This is a genomic window from Bradyrhizobium sp. HKCCYLS20291 (assembly GCF_051167715.1).
Classification (GTDB): Bacteria; Pseudomonadota; Alphaproteobacteria; order Rhizobiales; family Xanthobacteraceae; genus Bradyrhizobium.
The window spans coordinates 26,430-45,103 of sequence record NZ_JBNPTO010000001.1 but is presented as its reverse complement, the minus strand read 5'-3'; the positions used below and the strand labels follow the sequence as shown (position 1 = coordinate 45,103).

The 18,674-nt window shown below is 64.7% G+C and carries 13 protein-coding genes and 1 pseudogene; 9 read left to right on the top strand and 5 right to left on the bottom strand.

Going from position 1 to position 18,674, the window contains the following annotated elements; translation table 11 throughout:
* Positions 1-25 precede the first annotated feature (25 nt).
* On the top strand, positions 26-232 hold the full coding sequence (locus ACQR07_RS00155) for a hypothetical protein (protein ID WP_434900383.1): 207 nt from the start codon (positions 26-28) through the stop codon (positions 230-232).
* A 124-nt stretch (positions 233-356) separates the two neighbouring features.
* Here ACQR07_RS00155 and ACQR07_RS00150 read toward each other — a convergent pair whose 3' ends face one another.
* Both ACQR07_RS00150 and ACQR07_RS00145 read right to left on the bottom strand, forming a co-directional pair.
* The gene (locus ACQR07_RS00150) at positions 357-3,782 is read right to left on the bottom strand and encodes an AAA family ATPase (RefSeq protein WP_434900382.1); all 3,426 of its coding nucleotides are present in this window, start codon (positions 3,780-3,782) and stop codon (positions 357-359) included.
* A 125-nt stretch (positions 3,783-3,907) separates the two neighbouring features.
* Entirely contained in the window at positions 3,908-4,099 is a 192-nt protein-coding gene (locus ACQR07_RS00145) for a hypothetical protein (protein WP_434900381.1), read from the bottom strand.
* 991 nt (positions 4,100-5,090) lie between these two features.
* Here ACQR07_RS00145 and ACQR07_RS00140 point away from each other — a divergent pair.
* From ACQR07_RS00140 to ACQR07_RS00110, 7 genes and pseudogenes are all read left to right on the top strand, one after another.
* On the top strand, positions 5,091-8,879 hold the full coding sequence (locus ACQR07_RS00140) for a DUF4132 domain-containing protein (protein WP_434900380.1): 3,789 nt from the start codon (positions 5,091-5,093) through the stop codon (positions 8,877-8,879).
* Positions 8,879-9,982, top strand: a complete 1,104-nt coding sequence (locus tag ACQR07_RS00135) for an ATP-binding protein (RefSeq protein ID WP_434900379.1) — start codon at positions 8,879-8,881, stop codon at positions 9,980-9,982. Before ACQR07_RS00140 ends, ACQR07_RS00135 begins: the two co-directional genes overlap by 1 nt.
* Positions 9,983-9,992: 10 nt before the next feature.
* A complete protein-coding gene (locus ACQR07_RS00130) occupies positions 9,993-12,416 on the top strand; it encodes a DUF5682 family protein (protein ID WP_434900378.1) in 2,424 nt (807 codons plus the stop codon).
* The gene (locus ACQR07_RS00125; RefSeq protein ID WP_434900377.1) at positions 12,413-13,576 is read left to right on the top strand and encodes a VWA domain-containing protein; all 1,164 of its coding nucleotides are present in this window, start codon (positions 12,413-12,415) and stop codon (positions 13,574-13,576) included. The genes ACQR07_RS00130 and ACQR07_RS00125 overlap by 4 nt, the downstream gene beginning before the upstream one ends.
* Positions 13,552-13,830: pseudogene (locus ACQR07_RS00120) on the top strand (SWIM zinc finger family protein); the annotation flags it as partial. The gene ACQR07_RS00125 and the pseudogene ACQR07_RS00120, both read left to right, overlap by 25 nt.
* Positions 13,831-15,663, top strand: a complete 1,833-nt coding sequence (locus ACQR07_RS00115; RefSeq protein ID WP_434901066.1) for a hypothetical protein — start codon at positions 13,831-13,833, stop codon at positions 15,661-15,663. It begins immediately after the preceding pseudogene.
* Positions 15,664-15,833: 170 nt separating this feature from the next.
* Complete coding sequence (locus tag ACQR07_RS00110; RefSeq protein ID WP_434900376.1) at positions 15,834-15,962, top strand: hypothetical protein; 129 nt, start codon at positions 15,834-15,836, stop codon at positions 15,960-15,962.
* A gap of 499 nt (positions 15,963-16,461) precedes the next feature.
* On the opposite strand, the gene ACQR07_RS00105 is transcribed toward ACQR07_RS00110, so the two are convergent.
* From ACQR07_RS00105 to ACQR07_RS00095, 3 genes are read right to left on the bottom strand one after another with little or no spacing between them, the layout of a single operon-like run.
* Positions 16,462-16,929, bottom strand: a complete 468-nt coding sequence (locus ACQR07_RS00105; protein ID WP_434900375.1) for a hypothetical protein — start codon at positions 16,927-16,929, stop codon at positions 16,462-16,464.
* Positions 16,930-16,970: 41 nt separating this feature from the next.
* Positions 16,971-17,540: a type II secretion system protein GspM gene (gene gspM / locus ACQR07_RS00100; protein WP_434900374.1), complete on the bottom strand. Its 570-nt coding sequence runs from the start codon at positions 17,538-17,540 to the stop codon at positions 16,971-16,973.
* Positions 17,537-18,034: a PilN domain-containing protein gene (locus ACQR07_RS00095; RefSeq protein ID WP_434900373.1), complete on the bottom strand. Its 498-nt coding sequence runs from the start codon at positions 18,032-18,034 to the stop codon at positions 17,537-17,539. The genes gspM and ACQR07_RS00095 overlap by 4 nt, the downstream gene beginning before the upstream one ends.
* 3 nt (positions 18,035-18,037) lie before the next feature.
* On the opposite strand from ACQR07_RS00095, the gene ACQR07_RS00090 reads away from it, so the two are divergent.
* Positions 18,038-18,655: a hypothetical protein gene (locus tag ACQR07_RS00090; RefSeq protein ID WP_434900372.1), complete on the top strand. Its 618-nt coding sequence runs from the start codon at positions 18,038-18,040 to the stop codon at positions 18,653-18,655.
* The last annotated feature ends 19 nt before the right edge of the window (positions 18,656-18,674 follow it).

Below are 18,674 nucleotides of genomic sequence, written 5' to 3'. Positions count from 1 at the left end.
TTTCAAACCAAGGGGACATTGAACGATGTATCAAGCGATCATCAAATTAATGGATGACGACAACCTCACCGAGCAGCAGAAGGCCAAGCTGGAACAGCTGTTGACCAAACGCCAGGGCGAACTCAAACAGGCCATCGATGAGGTCAATGCGGCCCTGGAGATGCTCAAGGGCCCCAGGAAGGCGAAGAAGGCGACGAAGAAGGCCGCCAAGAAGGCTCCCAAGGGGCGCTGACGAGGACCGCTAGCGAGTCATGCAGCAGCCGAGAGCGGGCCTTCGGCTCGCTCTCGACCGAGCGAACCTTGTCTCGCCGGAGTTCGACGGCCCTGCGGCCTCAGGCTTCGGCGGACACGACGCGTCAGGCGTGACTGCGTTGAGCTTCCGGCGGGTCGTCATGCTCAGGAGGTTTGATCTCGGCAGCATGCCTCAAAGCGTCGAGAACGGCTTTGGCATCGACCAGATCGCTCTCCGCGACGTTGTCGCCGGTCTCACGACCCGCGATGAACCAGTCATAGACGGGACGCAGGATCATGTCGGCCTCGACAGCTTGACCGCCATCGCGCAGATGCGCGGCGAGATCGGTGGCGGCGTGCAGTTCCCACCAGCGGGCCTGCTGGCGCCGGGCAATCGACAGAGCCTGCTTCAGCGCGGCCTCACCTTCCCCGGTCTCCCGCATGCTCAGGAGGATCGTGCCGCGCAGCCGGTAGAGCTCGGCCTCGAAGAAGCGTTCCCCGGTGGTCTCGGCGGTGCGCACGGCCTGATCGAGCAGGCCGAGCGCGACCTCTCCCTGGCCAAGGCTCGCATGCGCCGAGGCGAGCTGGCTCAGATAGAGCGTGCGGCGGTTCATCTCGGCGTTGCGCTCCACCGAGGCGAGTGCGTTCTGCATCAGCTCGAGCCCGAGGCGCGGGTTTCCAGCCTTCGCGAACAGCGCCCCGCGGAAGAAACGCGCCCTTCGCTCGAGACTTGCGAATTCGTTCTCGACGCCGAGCGCGATCGCCTCGTCCGCATTGGCCAGCGCATGCTGCAGATCACCGCCGATCACGCCGAGCGCAGCCAGGTTGGTGAAGGCGAGCGCCATCGTGAACGCCCGTCCCTGCGCCCGAGCCGCCGTCTCTGTCTCCATCCACGCTTCGACCGACCGCTCCGGATGGCCCAGGATGAGCAGCGTCGTGGCTTGGAATGCGAGCGTGTTGACCCGGTCGTCGGCGCCGAAGCTGCGATAGCCCGTCACCGCTTCCGGGTTGCGCGCGCACAGATCCAGTGTCTTCTCCAGGTGCAGCCGCGACTCGACGAACGCGCCGCGAAAGTGCTGCGTCTGCGCCATGAAGCGATGGGCGAGCGCCGAGACGCCAGGATGGTCGTGCTCGGCCCCCAGCGCCAGGCATTGCCGCGCAACATCCAGCGCCGTGTGATGCTCGGCGCGCATGTTGTGCGCCAGGTAGGCGCCCCAATAGATCGTCATCTGCTCGTTCAACGTGCCCCGGCCCCCCAGCAGCTCACGGGCATGCGAGAACACCCGCGCCGTCTCTTCCGCGCCGTCGCCTTCGGTTGCAGCCACGGCCGGTCCCAGGGCGAGATAGAAGTCGAGCTCCTTGCGCGCGCGCTCCGCCGACGATGTCAGCTTGCGAACCAGCTCGATGCCGCGCCGGAGATGCTTGACCGCCTCGGCGTTCGCCGAGCGGCTGAGGGCGCGGTGGCCGGCCTTCAGCCAATAGCTGATCGCCGGCTCGACGAGGCCCGCCTCGGTGAAATGATGCGCCAGCAGCTCCGGCTCGTTGAGCCCTATATCGGGGAAACGGTCTTCCAGGGTCCGTGCGATCTGGCCATGGAGCTGCTGCCGCCGTCGCCTGAGCAGACTCTCATACGCGGCGTCGCGCACCAGCGCGTGCTTGAAGCGGTAGATCGCGTTTGGCGGTTCGCCCGCACGGAAGACGAGCTCGGCCCGCTCGAGTTCGGCAAGCGCGTGCTTCAACGCATGTTCGTTGCTCGCGACCACCGACCGGATCAGCCGGTACGAAAACTCGCGTCCGATCGCGGCGCCGACCTGGGCGATCTCCTTGACCGAATGCAGCCGGTCGAGGCGCGCCATCAACGAGTCCTGGAGCGTATCCGGGATGGCCAGCGACGGCGCCGGTCCACCCAGCCGGTAGCCGCCCTCGTGCTCGACCAGGATGCCCGTCTCCAGCACCGCCTTGGTGAGCTCCTCGACGAACAGCGGATTGCCGTCCGTCTTGGCGACGATCTGTTTCATGATTTCATTCGGAAGCGTTCGGCCGTTCACGATCTGCATCGTGATGCCTTCGACGCAGTCGCGATCGAGGCGGCCAAGCGCCAGCACGCTCACATTGGCCATCCCGGTCCAGGGCGGCTCGAAATCGGCCCTGTGGGTGATCAGCGCCAGGATCGGCAGTTTTGGCATGCGCTCGAGGACGAGATGCAGCAGCTCGAGCGAGGTGTGGTCAGACCATTGCACATCCTCGATCAGGAGCAGAACGGGCTTTTGCCGCGCATGATGTTCGAGCTGATCCAGCAAGGCGGCCAGAGTTCGGCGCCGCTGCTGCGCAGGACTGAGGGTGAGCTCGGGATAGCGCTCGCCGAACGGAATCGAGAGCAAGGCGGCAAACAAAGGCGCGATGGCCGGGACGTCGGTCCCGGCGGTCGCAAGCATGGCTTCGAGCTTGTCGAGCCGTCTCTCCGGCGGGTTATCGGTCTTGAATCCGGCTGCCCGCTCGATCTGGTCGATGACGGGGCGAAGCGCGCTACCAGCATGGTAGGGCGAGCACTGGTAGTGAAACTGCCAGTGCGGCTCGGCGCCGATGCGGTCGGCCAGCGCGGCCGCCAGCCTCGACTTGCCGATCCCGGCCTCCCCCGACATCAGGACGGCCTGCCCCTCCCCGCTCCAGGCCTGGCGTTGCCGATCGAGCAGGAAGCTCATCTCGGAGGTGCGGTTGACGAGTTCGGTCGGACCAGCCGTCCGCACCGCCTCGAAGCGGCTCTTCGAACTCGACAAGCCTTCGACCGCCCAGCCGCCGACAGGCTCGCCCATGCCCTTGAGCAGATGTTTGCCGAGGTCGCGCAACACAAAGATGTCGCCGAGCAGCCGCCGCGTCGATTCCGCAACGACGATGGTGTTCGGTTCGACGAGCGTCTGCAGCCGGGCTGCGAGATTCGGCGCGTCCCCCACCACCAGGTGATCGCGCAGCTTCACCTCGCCGCCGAGATCGCCGACGACGACGATGCCGGTGGCAATGCCGATGCGGACCGCGAGCGGCTCGCCGGCCCGCGTCTCCAGGCCGCCGACGGCCGTGATGATGTCCAGCCCGGCGCGAACGGTGCGCTCGGCATCGTCCTCATGGGCGCGTGGGTAGCCGAAATAGGCCAGGATGCCGTCGCCGCGAAAATCGGCGAGAAACCCGTCATAGGACAAAGTGATGCGCGCACAGGCGGCGTGATAGGCATCGATCACGGCGCCCATGTCTTCCGGATCGAGGCGGGCGGACAGCGCGGTCGATCCGACGAGATCGCAGATCATCACGGTGAGATGCCGACGCTCCGCCGCCTTGGTCGCCTGTGGCGGTTCTCCGAGCAGCCCATCGCGGCCGGAGCCCGCGCTCATTTCGCTGATCGCGCGCATCAGGCGCTTTCGGTCGCCGAGCGGAATGCCGATCTTCTCGAAATCAATCTCCGCCAACCCCGAGAGGATGTCGGAGTCGATCGCATTTGCGAGAAACGTCGACTCGTACCGCTCCAAGCCCAAACTTCGCAGCCAGCTCGCGACGTCCATAACCGGTCCCTAGCTTCCTCGCGGCCATACTATAGTCTGCCCAGACGGTTGCGACCACATCCGAGAGCAACTCTTATGCGCGAATGCCGATACGGCCGATGAGCCGATGCGCGGAGTTCTGTTGCTCACTGTTCAACAGAACGATAACCGATCTGCGATTCCGGACGGCGAGGCGCGAACAGCGCCCCTTCATCGGAACGCGCCACCGCTCGGCTTTCGAGCCTGCAGCTCATCAAATAAGCATCTGAAAAGACGAGATATTGAATCCGTACCGATGCCGGTCGGGTCGCGCGTGCTTGGGCGCCGTCGAATGGCAAGAACGCACATCCAACCTACCAAATGAACGTGGCCTGCTGGCTTGAGTGCCCTGAACGTGACGAGCTCCGGCCGACGCACATCGCTGTCCTCGTGGCACCAACGATCTTCGGAACAAACCGGAAACAAATCAGATCTTGAGGAGAGGTTATGGTCGGAGGGCGTTCGCATTCCCTGCGACTTCAATGGCTCAATTTAGCACCGGCGACCGAAAGGTTCATTTCGGCTCACAAGAGACCCTTTCGGCATTCGATGCGCACAGGCGAATGGCACTGTTCCGATGACGAAAGTGGATACGCGATTATGTTCATGTCAGCGATCGCGCTTGCACCCATGTTGCCGCGATCGACAGGCCAAAGGCCGAGAGTTCAAGTCGTACATTCGACCTCGGAAACGGAAATGGATTTTCGGCAAAGCAGGTCGTTCAAACCACTCAGAGGATTACCGGATGACCAATCCAGACAATCTTCTGTCCGCGCCGCGCCGGCGATCCTCCAATCTTGATCAGCGTTTCGACCGAGGCGCGCGAGCATTTGGGCCGGCGGCCAGAATTCCCGATGCTGCAGGATCAGGTTCAACACGCCTGGCTGTGCAAAGGCACCCTGGAAAGTAATGATATGTTGAAGGCGGCTGCCCGAACCAGTCCTGCAGGCGGACGTGCCGATGAAGAACACAATTCAATAGCTTGATCGGATCCAAGTCCTGAGACGCCAACCGTCACGGCGGCCTGCGGCGACAATGCGGCCTGAAGCGCTCGCCGGATCATCTCGACCGGCGTGCGCAAAAATATGCGGTAGCCTGAGAACTTGCTGGGGCCGCGCCTCGAATCGCACCAGATTCCTTAAAATGATGTTGCGGATCATGATGATGTTGCGAGTATCCGGCTCGCGTCGACGACGCGGGACGGCGCTCTTTCTGGTTGAGGATTGGCATGTGTTCGTGCAGACGTGATATGCGGTCGCTACCATCGATCTTCAATTCAGAAATGCAGGCATGTTTGATTTTCTCAAATCGGTGATCGGCATCGGCAAGCCGGCGGGCGTGCCTGCCACCGAAGCCGACAACGCCACGGTCCGCGAGATCGTGATCGACCTCAAGCGGCTGGAGACGATCAGTCCGGACCTCGCCAACCGCGCCGTCGCCTATGTCTTGGCGGGCGAAGCCAGTTCCGTGCTGCTTGAGCTTGAGCAGAAGGCAAATGCCGTCAACGCCGCTCTCAACCACTACCAGCACACGCCCGCGGCTCAGGCCGCGCAGCAGAAGGCGATTGCAGCCCGCGACAATGTTCTGAAGCGGCAACATGGACCCGAAGCGACGTGGATACGGCGCTACCTCGAGGTGCTCACGCAGCCTCACAAGGGCTCTCGCTACGGTGTGTTCGCCCATAAAGGGCCGAGCCCGTTGTGGCTTCGGGGCTTTTTTGCCCTGGGTCAACTCGGCCCGCATACGCAGCAGAAGCCGGTAACCGATCTCACGACAGTGCTGAGCTGGCGCGATACCGACGACAGTGCGACCGTGCTCGCGTTAGACCTGCTCGTTCTGGAGAAGACCAACCAATACTATCTTAGTCATCGCGACTTCGGATCACAGTTCGATTTCGAACATGGCCTGCTGGCGGAGAAGCCGGCGGTCATCGAATCCTTTGCGAAATACGACCGTCCGAGCCAAGCCATTGTCATTCATGTTCTGAAGCAGTTCGGCGTGCTCAGAGACGACTATTTTCAGCTCGTCTACCAGCAATATTTGTTGTCCCCCAGCAAAGCCGTCCGTGAGGCAGCCCAGAACGCGCTGCTCGCCGCATCGCCCGAGACTTTGGCCGCCAGCGTGATGCAGACCCTGGCCGACGGCAATCCGACGGCGCGCGCGCAAGCCGCGCAGATCCTGCCGATGGTGATGGGCGAACGGGCACGACCGTTACTTGAGAGCCATCTCGCCAACGAAACCTCCAAGAATGTCCGCAAGGTCATCGAGCTCGGGCTCGGATCGTCATTCGTCAGCGCCGAAGCCGCCCAGACCGTGCGCACATTGCAGGGCGACGGCGCCGAAGGCTATCTCGCCGCCGACGGCACCGAAGTGCTCGCGCCGCCAGCTGCGGCGTTGCCGGGACCGACGCCGCTGTCCAACGAGGTCAAGGCCGGGTATCGCGCCCTGCTCGACAAGGCCCACGCCCAGGCAATGAAGTCCTACGAAGGGCAAATGGCCCGCTACGAGCAAGCGACCGCCGACCAACGCACGAGCTGGTGGAAAGCCGGCGCGCCGACCCCTCCTAAACCGATTGATCACGCCGTCGCCGACCGGTACTGCGCCTACCTGGCGTCGAACGATCCGATCAATGAAGCCGCGATCAAGGCGCTCGGGGTTGTCGCCTCCTTCGCGCCCTACAACACGGAGGCCGCGGCCGATCCGCCGTTCAACAATCCAGACCTGACACTGTGGCACCTCTGCCGCGCGCGCACCATTGAGACCTACCGGGGAAGCAATCCGCATTGGTATATGGGGAATTTGCTCAATGGCCACGGAGCAATTTCAGCCGCTATTCATGCGCGACTGACCAAAGGGGCCGATCTGCGTTCCGTGACGGCGCTGATGCGGAAGGATCTCGACCCCAACGAACTGGCGAAGCACGCGCTGAACGCCGGCCTTTCCGAAGACCTGGCTCCGGAAACGACTTGGCCCTATCTGGCGGCTCACTTCGATGTACTTGACCAGGCGTTGGGGCAAGCAGCGACAACGGATTTTCGCGATCCGCCGGTCCTGAACGCACTGGGCGTGCTTCGCGTGTTTCCGAAACTGCCAGCGCGCTATTTCAACACCGTCTTGACCCACGCGCTGTCGTCCAAGAAATCCTTCAACAAGCCTGCCCGTGCCTTGCTGCTGGAGGTCGACGGCATCGAGCAACGTCTGCTGCCGTTCCTTTCCGACAGCAAGCAGGACATCCGTTCTGGTGTCGCCGAGATGCTCGGGGTCGTCGGCGCCGAGAGCGCCATCGGACCCATGCAGGAAGCGCTCGGCAGGGAGAAGTCCGAACTGGTACGGGCTGCCCTCCTCAGCGCGCTGCGACGGCTCAATGTCGACATCTCCGGCTACGTCTCGCCGGACATTCTCATCAAGGACGCGGCCACCGGTTTGAAAGGCAAGAAGGCCAAGGATATCGGCTGGTTTCCGCTCGACACCCTCCCCGCCCTCAACTGGGCGAGCGGCGGCGCCGTTCCGGCGGATGTGCCACGCTGGTGGATCGCGCTCGCGGCAAAGCTCGCGCAACCCGCCGGCAACGCGCTGTTCTCGCTCTGGCTCGATCAGCTCGCACCCGAAAGCGCCGAGGCGCTCGGCCGCCACATCCTCGGCAGCTTCCTGCGCTATGACGCAGCGCACTGCTCCGAAGACGACGCCAATGCCCACGCCAAGGCCCATGCTCAGCAGCGCTACGAGCAATATCAGGACTTTGCCAAGCGCTGGAACAACGAGTTCTACCGCTCCTATACATATGAGAAGGCGTTTGCCGATCTGCGCGCAGAAAAACTTGGGATCTATCTCAACAATGCCCAGGCCGATCGTGGCATCCTTGGGCTGGCGACGCGCGCGGAAGGCACCTTCGCGGTGCAGATGGTCCGCACCTATATGCGCGACCACTACAGGAGGACTGCGCAGGTCAAGGCGCTCGTGGAATATCTGAGCGGCCATACATCGCCTGCTGCGCTCCAGATGCTGCTGGCGGTCGCCCGCCGTCATCGCACCAACGCGGTGCAGGTGCTGGCGCAAGCGCTGGTCGAACGCCTTGCCGACGAACGGGACTGGACCACCGACGAACTGGCCGACCGCACCATCCCGACGGCAGGTCTCGACGAGCGCGCCATTCTCGACCTTGAAATCGGCAGCCGCCTCTATCAGGCCAAGCTCGATGCCGAAGACGTGCTGACGCTCTACAATCCCGACGGAAAGGTGGTGAAGAGCCTGCCCCAGGTCAGCGACGGGCCGGACAAGGAAAGCGCCGCGGAAGCCAAGAAGACCCTCGCGAACGCCAAGAAGGAATTGAAGCAGGTTCACGAATTCCAGGCCAAGCGGCTGTACGAAGCGCTCTGCGTCGGACGCCGCTGGCCGCTTGCCGATTGGCAACGCTTCCTGCTCGAGCACCCGATCGTCGGACGCCTGGTGCAGCGCCTGATCTGGCTTGGCCTTGACGCGCAAGGCGACATCGTCACCTCGTTCCGGCCGCTCGAGGATCTGTCCCTGACGGACAGCAGCGACAATGCGGTCGATCCCGCCTCCTTCGTCACGGTCCAACTTGCGCATCGTTCACTGCTGACAGCCGAACAAAGCGAAAGCTGGAAACAGCACCTCGCGGACTACAAGGTTGAGCCGCTGTTCAACCAGTTGGATCGCCCGGTGCTGGCAAGCGCAGTCGGAGGCTCCATCGACGATCGGGCCGGGTTCATCATCGAAGCGTTCAAGCTGCGCAGCGCGGCGCAAAAGCTGGGCTACGACCGCGCGCAGGCCGAAGACGGCGGCTGGTTCACGCAATACATCAAGCCGTTCGCCGGCATCGCGATCAACGCCGTGATCGAGTTCACGGGGTCGCCGCTTCCGGAAGAGAATCGTGCGGTGGCGCTGGTCGCGGCCAAGTTCGTGCGTGCGCGCAAGGGGCAGCGGTCGAGCTACGGCGCGCAGCTGGCGCTCAACGAGGTCCCGCCCGTGCTGTTGAGCGAAGTCTGGAACGACCTTCATCAGATTGCGAACGCCGGCAGCGGCTTTGCCGTCGACTGGCGCAACAAGGTGGTCTGGTAATGGAACAACGAAATGCCCAGCAGCTTCGCCCTAGCGCCGAAGCCCGCTTCGCCGACGAGCTCGCGGCGCTGAAGGCGGCCGATCAGGGCCGACGGCCGCCGGGATGGGCAATGTCCGCGCGCGCGGTCCGCAGCTTCATCCTTGGCGACAGCAAGCTCTCCATTCGCCGCAAGTTCTATGGCGACGACGCGCTGGTCGAACGCGCTCTGGTCGCCTTGATGAGCGAGCAAGGCCTGATGCTGGTGGGTGAGCCCGGCACCGCCAAATCGATGCTATCGGAATTGCTTGCCGCAGCGATCAGCGGCTCCTCCATGCTGGTGGTGCAAGGATCGACCGGCGTCACCGAGGACCACGTCCGCTACGGCTGGAACTATGCGCTGCTGATCGCCGAGGGCCCGACCCCGCGCGCGCTTGTCCCCTCGCCGGTCATGGAAGCGATGCGCCTTGGCCGTGTCGTGCGCATCGAGGAGCTGACGCGCTGTCCGCCCGAGATTCAGGATGTCCTGATCTCCGTGCTGTCGGAAAAGGTCATGGCGATACCCGAGCTCGGCGAGAGCGCCAGTGTCTACGCCGCGCCGGGCTTCTCGGTGATCGGTACCGCCAATCTCCGCGACCGGGGTGTGCATGAAATGTCAAGCGCGCTCAAACGCCGTTTCAACTTTGAAACCGTGCTTCCGCTGACCGACCCCACCCTGGAATCGGAGTTGATCCGCCAGGAAGTCGACAAGCGGCTCGGCCGTGCCGACATATCGGTGAACTTCCCCGACGAGGTCACCGATCTTCTCGTCACGACCTTCCAGGATTTGCGCCGGGGGCAGACCAGAGACCAGGTGCCGTTATCAAAACCATCGGCCGTGATGTCGACCGCGGAGGCCGTGAACATCGCCCACGCCGCCGCGCTCGAGGCGGCGTTTCTCGGCAATGGCGACGTCGGCGGCGCCCATATCGGGCGCCAGCTGCAGGGCGTCATCGTCAAGGACAATGCGGACGACGTGAAGAAGGTTCGCGCTTATGTCGATCACATCGTCAAGGAACGCGCCCGCCGCAGCAAGGTGTGGTCGGATTTTTTCGGCGCGGTGAAGGCGATGAAAGACGAGAGCTGAGGCTCACGGCATGAGCGTACTTGATCCGGCCGCAACCGCCAGCCGCCTGTTTGACACCGAACGTAAGCTCTACTTTTTCCCGATCCGTCATCACTCGCCGGCCTGCGCGCTGCATCTGCGCCACGCGCTGCGCGCCATCCGTCCCGCTGCCGTCCTGATCGAGGGACCGGTCGATTTCGAGCCGCTGATCGGCGAGTTGCTGGCACCAGGCGTCGTGCCACCGGTGGCCATGGTGGCGCTGCCGGGCAGCGAGGCGCGCGCCGGCAAAGGCCGCAGCGGCACCACCTACTATCCGATTTGCAGCCATTCGCCTGAATATGTCGCAATCCAGGAAGCCCGCCAACTCGGTGCCGCCATCCGCTTCATCGACCTGCCATCCCACCATCCCGCCATGCTGTCGGACGGTCGTGACAAGGACGAGCCGCTGCTGCCGATGCGGGAGACCATGTTTGATCGCGGCGCCTATGTGCAGGCAATGTGCGCGCGGACCGGCTTTCGCGATGGCCTGGCGTTATGGGACGGGCTGTTCGAGGCGCACGCCCGCAGCACCGACTGGCGCGGCTTCTTTGCGGGCGTCGGTGCCTATTGCGCGTCGTTGCGCGCCGCGTCTGACACGGATGAATTGCAGGCCGACGGGACGCAGGCGCGCGAAGCCATGATGCGCAGCTGCATCCATGGTGCGGTCGCAACCGCATCGGGACCCATCGCCGTTGTGACCGGCGGCTTTCACACGCCGGCGTTGATCGACGCGCAACCGGAAACGTCACAGCCGGACGGGACCACCAGCCGCTCCGATGCATGGCTCATCCGCTACGACTTTCGTGCGCTGGACCGGCTGAACGGCTACGGCGCAGGTCTTCCGCTGCCGGGCTTCTACGAGCGCGTCTGGGAGCGCCTGGTCGGCGAAAATGGCGAGGCCGAGAGCTCGCTGACCGAGGAGATCCTGATGGGCTTTCGCGCTCATCTGATCGCGAATGAACCGGCGCTGGCGTTTTCATTCCCGACCCTGCGCGCCATGGTCGAAACGGCAAGGCGTCTTGCCGATCTGCGCGAACTGTCCGAGCCCGGGCGCACCGAGCTGTTCGACGCGGTGCAATCGTCGGCCATCAAGGAGGAGATCGAACTCGGCAGTCATCCGCTGCTGGCCGCCTTCTCCACATTTCTCAGTGGCGACCGGCTGGGAGACCTGCCTCCCGGCAGCCGGCTGCCGCCGCTGATCCAGCGCGCGCGCACCGAAGCCAGAGCGCACGGCCTGTCTCTCGAAGACGCTGTGCCCAAGACACGCGAGCTCGATATCTATCGCAAGCCACGGCATACCCAGGCCAGCCGGTTTCTGCACGCGATGCGGCTGGTGGCCCCCGCCTTCGCCCAGCGCGTCAAGGGCCCCGACAGGGTCCATGGCTTTCGCGCCGATACGTTGATGGAGACCTGGACCTACGCCTGGTCCCCCGCAGTCGAGGCATCCCTGATCGAGCGGTCAGCCGACGGTGAAACCGTGCAAGACGTCGCCGCCGCGATCCTGATCCGGCGCCTCGCCGATCTCGAAAAAAAGGGCCAGGGCAACAACACCGAGGCGGCGTTCAACCTTCTGAGCATTGCCTTCGATACCGGGATCGGTGGCGCCGCCGATACGCTGATGGCGGCCGTCAGCGCCGCGATTGGCGCCGATACCAATCTCCTGCGCCTGACCAATGCCCTGGTCATCGGCGAGGGCCTCGATGGCCGGGCGAAGGCCATGCACTCCGACGCGACCGTCGGAGCATTCGCATCCCTGCTCACGCCGCTGCTCGATCGCCTGGCGCGCCGCATCGCCGAGCTGCTGCCCGACCTTGCCGCCGTCGATGCCGACCATGTTGGCGAAGCAACGCAGTGCCTTGCGGCCCTGGTCGAGGCGATGGCCGATCCCGATCCGCCGTTTCCGACGCAACCACTTCGCGACGCCCTTGCGCAGCTGCTGAGCGCGCAGCTCGATCCGCAACTGACCGGCGCCGTGATCGCGGTTGCCGGCTCCATCGGGCAGATCGATGAATCCGAAGCGGCTCGACGCCTGTCGGCCGCGCTGGCAGGCGCATTCGAACGCCCGGGCGAGGCCATCCGCACGCTGTCGGGAGTGATGGCACTTGCGCCGCAGTTGTTCGTCAATGACAGCGGCGTCATCGCGGCCGTCGACGATCTGTTTGGTGCCGTGGACGACCAGGGCTTCCTCGCCCTGCTGCCGCAACTGCGCATGGCGTTCGCCGAACTCAGTCCACATGAGACCGATCGTGTGGCCGCCGTCGTCGCAGCCGCGCATGGCGCCGGCGACGACGATATCGCCATGCTGCAGCAGATCCCCGATGCGGGCGTGCTGTCGGATCACCTCGCCCTCAGCGAAAGGCTGCGCAACCTGTGGCGCGAGGATGGCCTGGCGCAATGGCTGGAGCAGGCGCCATGACGTCACCGAACGACGGGACGACGCGATTGTCAGCGGAGCAGACACGCCGCCTGCTGCGCTGGCGCATGGCGCTGGGGCGCCACGCCGACAGCCGGCTCAGCAGTTCGGGCCTCTCGGCCGAAGATCTGCGGCGCGATCAATTGCTCGAGCGCATCTATGCCGAACGCGGACGCCAGCGCGGCCTGCGCGTAGGCAGCGGCCGCAAGGGCTCGCTCGATCCGAGCCAGGTCACCATTCCCGACTGGCTCACCGACAGCCGCCGCCTGTTTCCGGCCTCGGTGTTCGAGACCATTCAGGGCCATGCACTGAATGATCTCGGGCTCGCCGGTCTGTTCGCCGATCCGGCCGCGCTCGCGAAGTTGCAGCCCAACCTCGACCTGATGAAGGTGCTGCTCGCATTCAAGGGAAAGGCGGACAGGAATCTGGTCGATGCGATCCGGCGGGTCGTCGATGTCGTAGTCGAAGAGTTGAAGCGGAAACTGAAGGCGGAGATGGATCGCGCTCTGTCGGGCCGGCGCGATCGGTTTCGCCGCGGCAAGCTGCGATCGACCGCCAATCTCGATCTCCGCCGCACCATCCGCGACAATCTGCGCCATTTTGATCCCGAGCGTAACGCCGTCATCGCGGAGCGGCTGCATTTCGCGTCCCGGCAGAAGCGCCGCATGCCGTGGACGATCATCCTGTGCGTCGACCAGAGCGGGTCGATGCTGAATTCGCTTATCCACGCCACTGTGATGGCCTCGATCCTTGCTGGCCTGCCGGCCGTCGACGTACGCTTCGTCGCCTTCGATACCTCGATCGTCGACATGTCCGACAAGCTTGCCGATCCGGTCGACCTGCTGCTCTCGGTCCAGCTCGGCGGCGGCACAGACATTGCGAGCGCAATGACCTATTGCGAGAGCCTCGTCGTCAATCCGAGCCGCACCATCATCGCGCTGATCAGCGATTTCGAGGAAGGCGGCTCGCTCGCCGCGCTGCTGCGCTGCGTGCGCCGCCTGGCGGAAGCTCGCACCAGGCTGATTGGCTTGGCCGCGCTCGACACCGACGGCACAGCCGTCTTCAATCGCTCCGTCGCCGAGAAATTAGCAGGCCTCGGCATGCATATCGCGGCGATGACGCCCGACCGCTTCGCCGAATGGCTGGTCGGCGTCATGGACTGAGGCCTGGCACGATCATGTCCGCGCTCATCCCGCTCTATGCCGAGATCGACGATGCCACCCTGGAGGCGACGGCGTCCAAAGGCATCGTTCGCCGCGCGGGTGCCGACGCGGTCAAGGTGCAGTTCGAAAAGATCGGCGCCGATGAGATCGTCGGCCGCATCGAAGACGCCACGGTGCGGCTCGACGACAAGGGTCTCGGCAAGGCACGCTGCACGTGCCCGGCCGCGACCGTCTGCCGGCACAAGATCGCGGTCGTGCTGGCGCTGCGGACCAGGGCCGGCGAATCTCAGGCCGCCGCGCCGGTCGTCGAGACCGATTGGCCGGCCCGGCTCGCGGCGTTCGATCGCAAAACCCTCCTGGGCGCGGTCGGCAAGACCGGACTGCGCGAGGCCATCAGGCTGCTGGCCCTCGCCGAACTTGCGACGATCGAGCCTGGCCGGGGCTCGCTCAGGGTCGTGGTGCGATCGAATGCCGAGGAGATCGAGGTCGTGATTCCCGGCCAGGGCGATTTTGGCGCGATCGCATCCGCCCTGCCCGAGCGCCGCCGGCCAGCCGGCCACGCCGCTGCCATCCTCGCGGCGCGCCAGCATTTCGGCCTCCAGGCGATCGAGCTCGACGATGCAGAAGCCGGCGCCGATCAGGCCGGATTCGTTCTGGACGGCCCGTTGCTCGCCGCCATGCGGGACGCAGTCTGCCGTGCCTACGCGCAGGGGTTTGCAGTCCCCTCTCGCGCGCTCGAAGAGCGGCTGACCTTGCTTGCGGTGTCCGGCCGCGCCGAGGCGATGCCGCGTCTTTCCGCGAGCCTGCGGCGCATTGCCGAAGGGCTGGACCAGCGGCGGTCCCGCAACGTCAACCACGACCCCGTGGAATTGCTGCGTGAAATCGCATCAGCCCATGCGCTGCTGTATGCGATGTCGCAGACCGGGGATGAGGCGCGGTTGCGCCGGCTTGCTGGCAAGCTGCGCGCCGAATACGAGCCGGTCGGCGATGTTGACCTGATCGGGCTTGGCGCGACCCTGTTCGAGACGATCACGGGTGCGGTTGGTGTGACCGGCCATTTCGTCGAACCGGCGACAGGGCGGCGCTTCACGGCCACGTTGGCCAGGGCCACGACCCACGACACACGCTTTGACCCGCGCGCGGCCTATCAGACTCAGGCGATCTGGGGCCACACACTGGCCCGGCTGTCGTCGGCGACTTTCCGCCTGTCCGGCGCGCAGGCGTCTTCCACCGGCCGGCTCTCGCTGTCGCAGACAAGCCGCGCCGAGACGGTCCAGCCATTTCGACCAAACCGCGACGCGATTGCGGCTTGGGCTCAGGATCGCACGAGTCCGCTTGCCGGTCTCGCCTACGCGTCCTGGCCGATGCTTGCCGACCATCTCACCCGGCAATTCGCACCTTCGCTCGATGCGCTGCCGCCGTCGGCCCAGCCCGTCGTGCTGCTGCCGAGCCGAGTAGCGCCTGTGGTCTTTGACGATCTGACGCAACGGCTGCGCTGGCCGCTGATGGACGCAGGCGGCGCCTGGATCTCGCTCACGCTCGATCACGACGACGAGGGACGCGGCCTTGGCGCCAGCCGCATCGCGGCTCTCGAGGCCACGATCAGCGATGGCGGCACCAAGCGGCCATTTGCAATCGTCGCGCTTGCCCGGCCCGAGGCTCTAAAGATGACGCTGGAGCCGATAGCGCTCTGGGGAGCCAAGCAGATCTCGCTCGATTTCCCTGAGCGCGCTCTTGCGACGACCGACGTGGTCTCGCGCATCATGGCGGGCCTGCGCAGGAAAGTGGTCCAGTTCGCTCCACCGCCGCCCGCAGACGTCACGGTGCGGCAGACGACTCAGTTGCTACAAGCCGGCGTCAATGCGTTGATCAGCTTCGCGGAAGCCGGTCTCCATGCCTCGGCCCAACAGAAGCTGCTGGCTCCGCTGGCACAGACCTATCAGCTTGCTTCGCTAGATCCCCTGGCCCAGCTCTTTTTCCGCACCCTCGCCAGCCGCGAAGGCGACATTCCCCCCGCGGCCCTGGCCTCGGCCCAGGGATTGTTCACGCTGCAAAACCTCACCGGCCGCCTTCAGGTCTGGACCTGATCAGCGAAAGCGCCTGCAGGGGCGCGTGTTGCAGATGAACAAGATGGCGTTGGCGACGAATTTCAAGACATACGCCGTCCTTGCCGGTGTCAAAGAGGCGAAGAAGAGCCGCCATGGCGAGCCAAGGCGCGCACCGAAGTGGCCGCCTATGCCGAGTCCACGAGAGCCAGATGATGGCGATGTTCGGCTGGACAGATCCGAAGATGCCGGCGCACTACATCGCCCAGGCCAACCGCGAGAGGCTTGGGATCAGCGGAATGGACAAGGTGGTCGCGTTCGACCAAGCCCATTCACTTTGATGATTTTCTGAGGCCCGCCGCGGAAAGCAGGACGGGAACGACGAGCGGGAACGAAGTGGCAACATTCCCCGGTAACATCCGGAAAAAACTGGAAGGATTTCAATGGAAAATGTGAGGTTTGTGGTGCGCTCGGAGGGCCAACAAAATAACAGCAACTACAATCGCTTAGGCCCCAGGCCCATGGGCTTGGGTGCATTTCGCCGTCCAAAGGCGCAATCGAAGTCTCGGCCTGAAGCTGGCGCAGGACCAAATCATAACCGAGGCTACTATAGGGCCTCAACGATCGCACCCGGACTGACGTTGCCCCCAAGTTTCATCCAGGCCTGAGTTCGTTCGGGCGGTTGGTTGCCACCGCTGAATCCGCTTGCTGAACCGACCCGTCCAGTGTCCAGGCTGCGACCCATAGTGTCGCAGGTGCCACATGCCAAAAAAGCGGCTCGACCGAATCGGACGTTGTCATGCTCGGCCACCAACCTGCCCCCGAGCAGTGGGCGAGCACTCAATTCCGGGGGTACAGCTGCAGCTCGATCGCGCGTCCCCCCTGCTCGATCCGAACACCGGCCGCGTCGATCGACTTGACCTGCCAACCCTGGAAGGTGTCGCGCTCATCGACCCACATTCCGCCAGCACCGGACCTGCTCAGCAGAAAGGCCTTGCTCTTGCCGCGGTTGATCATGACGCCGCCGACAGCCAGCCCCGGATCAACGGCCACGACCGGTGGCGGGATTACTGGCGCAGGCGGCGGCGCGGGCGGCGGTGGAACGAAGGGCTCGCGCGATCTGTGAAACACGGGGTGAGCCAGAATGTCTGAGTACGCCTCGGCCGGGCGCTGTCCGGCAATGCCGGCGAGGGACATCGCCAGAGGTGCCGGCCGCGCCGCAGGCTGCGAGCTCATTGGCTCGTCCCGCCATCCCAGCACGACGAGCTTTGCACCGAGCAGCAAATCGGCGGCGGCGAGTGCCGCCATGACGCAGGCGATGGGAGTCACACGCCATCTCACGACCCGCTTCATTGGATCGCACCGTAGATGTCGAGCTGCGCCTGCAGCTGCGGCTCCTCCACTGCAGCCTGACGCAGTCCTGGCGCACTCTTCAAAGTGGCATTGGTCACGAACAGATAGGGCTTTGCACTCTCGATGGCATGAACCACGCGCGTGACAGCCGGCAACGGCCCCGAGAGGTCGATCCGCACGCCGCTGTATCTGAGCTGATCGATGGTTCGGATCGGCAGCGTTTGGACGGCGCGCGTCTGGGCGCCGACATTGGCCAGAATCGCCTTCAGCTTTGTCTGCAGATCGGCGGCAATCACGTTCTCGTTCGCTCCAGCCAGGAACTCTCCGCTTTTGAGCTCGGACTCCGTCTCCGATGCCAACGTCTCCAGGCCCGCGACCTGCCCGGCGATCGCGTTCAACCGCGCCAGCAACCGCCGCTGATCCTGGATCCGGGCGTCACGGTCGGCGAACGTCGTGGCGACCGGCCAGACCACGCTCCAAACGATGAGACCGAGCACCGCCAGATTGGCCAGGACGAACAGGACGCGCCGGCGGTGCTGTGCGTCCAGCTTGAACAGGCCTCTCATGGCTTGATCTCCTTGGGGCCGTCCGGCACGCGAAGTCTGGCCTGCAACGAAAAGCGCTCACGTCCTTCGATCGGGTCCATGGCCACCGGAGATGTCAGGGCCGCGTCGACGAAGATCCGCGATTCATCGAGGATGTTGACCAGGCTCGGCGCTGCGGCCGAGAACCCCGTCATCGTGACGCTCGCGCCGCGTCCATTCGCGGCCTCCGCGAGGCGCAATTCGGTCAGCCAGGAATGCCGCGGAATGATGCGCGTCGTTTCGTTCCAGACATCGATCAGCCCCGGCAGCTCGCTCTTCTGCAGACGGAGCCGCGACAATGCCGTTCGTCGCTCGCGGAGCTGATCCATGGCGCCCCGCACCCGTTCCGCACTCCGTCGAGCAACCGCGATCTCGGCGTCAAGCTGGTCGAGCGCCGCCTGTTGCCGGACGTAGGTCAGGCCACCCAGCGCAAGGCCAAGAACAGCCGCAAGACAGCAAAGCGCGATGATCGCCATCCGATGCGGCCTGCGGGCGGCGGCCTTGCGGGCCAGCCGGATCGTCGGCGCCTCCTCGCCATCCCCGAAGGTGGCGAATGCGATCCGTTCAATGGGCAGCCCAAGATCAGCCGCGGCGCACAGCACCGGCTGTCGCCGCGTGACCCATTGCCGAACCGCGATCCGGCCATCGGGCAATGCATTCGTCACGTGATCGGAGTAGATGTCGTCTGCCTTGAACGGCGTCCGGCGCAACAGATCCTGCGGGACGATGGCGTCAATCGCGCTCCTCGCTTCGCCCGGAAGAACGAGATCGCGCTGGAAGACCTGATCCTGCGGCAGCTGCATGCCGACATCGACGTCGCGCGGATTCAATCCACAGCGCTCGAGGAGCGGCTCGATCGCTTCGGACACAGCCCCTGCCGACGACGTTTCGACGATGTTCAAGCCGGACCTGGCATCGGTCAGCCGAAGCCGCACCACGTCTGCGTCGCGAGCCACGATCATTCGCGGCTGACTGTCCCCGAACAACGAAGCGGCGATCCGCTGCGGCCACAGATTGACGAACTCGGCCCGCCACCACGCCAGCGCGGATTGGGCCAGCGCGCGCGAGCGTGCCGCCCGAGACCCTGTCAGAAATGATGCCATGTCAGCGTCTCCA

Excerpts from the sequence above, each read along its gene's own strand:
- ACQR07_RS00110 (WP_434900376.1), top strand. The coding sequence starts at position 15,834 with ATGATGGCGATGTTCGGCTGGACAGATCCGAAGATGCCGGCGCACTAC.
- gspM (WP_434900374.1), bottom strand. The coding sequence starts at position 17,540 with ATGAGAGGCCTGTTCAAGCTGGACGCACAGCACCGCCGGCGCGTCCTG.
- ACQR07_RS00135 (WP_434900379.1), top strand. The coding sequence starts at position 8,879 with ATGGAACAACGAAATGCCCAGCAGCTTCGCCCTAGCGCCGAAGCCCGC.
- ACQR07_RS00140 (WP_434900380.1), top strand. The coding sequence starts at position 5,091 with ATGTTTGATTTTCTCAAATCGGTGATCGGCATCGGCAAGCCGGCGGGC.
- ACQR07_RS00095 (WP_434900373.1), bottom strand. The coding sequence starts at position 18,034 with ATGGCGATCATCGCGCTTTGCTGTCTTGCGGCTGTTCTTGGCCTTGCG.
- ACQR07_RS00150 (WP_434900382.1), bottom strand. The coding sequence starts at position 3,782 with ATGGACGTCGCGAGCTGGCTGCGAAGTTTGGGCTTGGAGCGGTACGAG.
- ACQR07_RS00130 (WP_434900378.1), top strand. The coding sequence starts at position 9,993 with ATGAGCGTACTTGATCCGGCCGCAACCGCCAGCCGCCTGTTTGACACC.
- ACQR07_RS00155 (WP_434900383.1), top strand. The coding sequence starts at position 26 with ATGTATCAAGCGATCATCAAATTAATGGATGACGACAACCTCACCGAG.
- ACQR07_RS00125 (WP_434900377.1), top strand. The coding sequence starts at position 12,413 with ATGACGTCACCGAACGACGGGACGACGCGATTGTCAGCGGAGCAGACA.
- ACQR07_RS00105 (WP_434900375.1), bottom strand. The coding sequence starts at position 16,929 with ATGGCGGCACTCGCCGCCGCCGATTTGCTGCTCGGTGCAAAGCTCGTC.
- ACQR07_RS00090 (WP_434900372.1), top strand. The coding sequence starts at position 18,038 with ATGCGGCCTGCGGGCGGCGGCCTTGCGGGCCAGCCGGATCGTCGGCGC.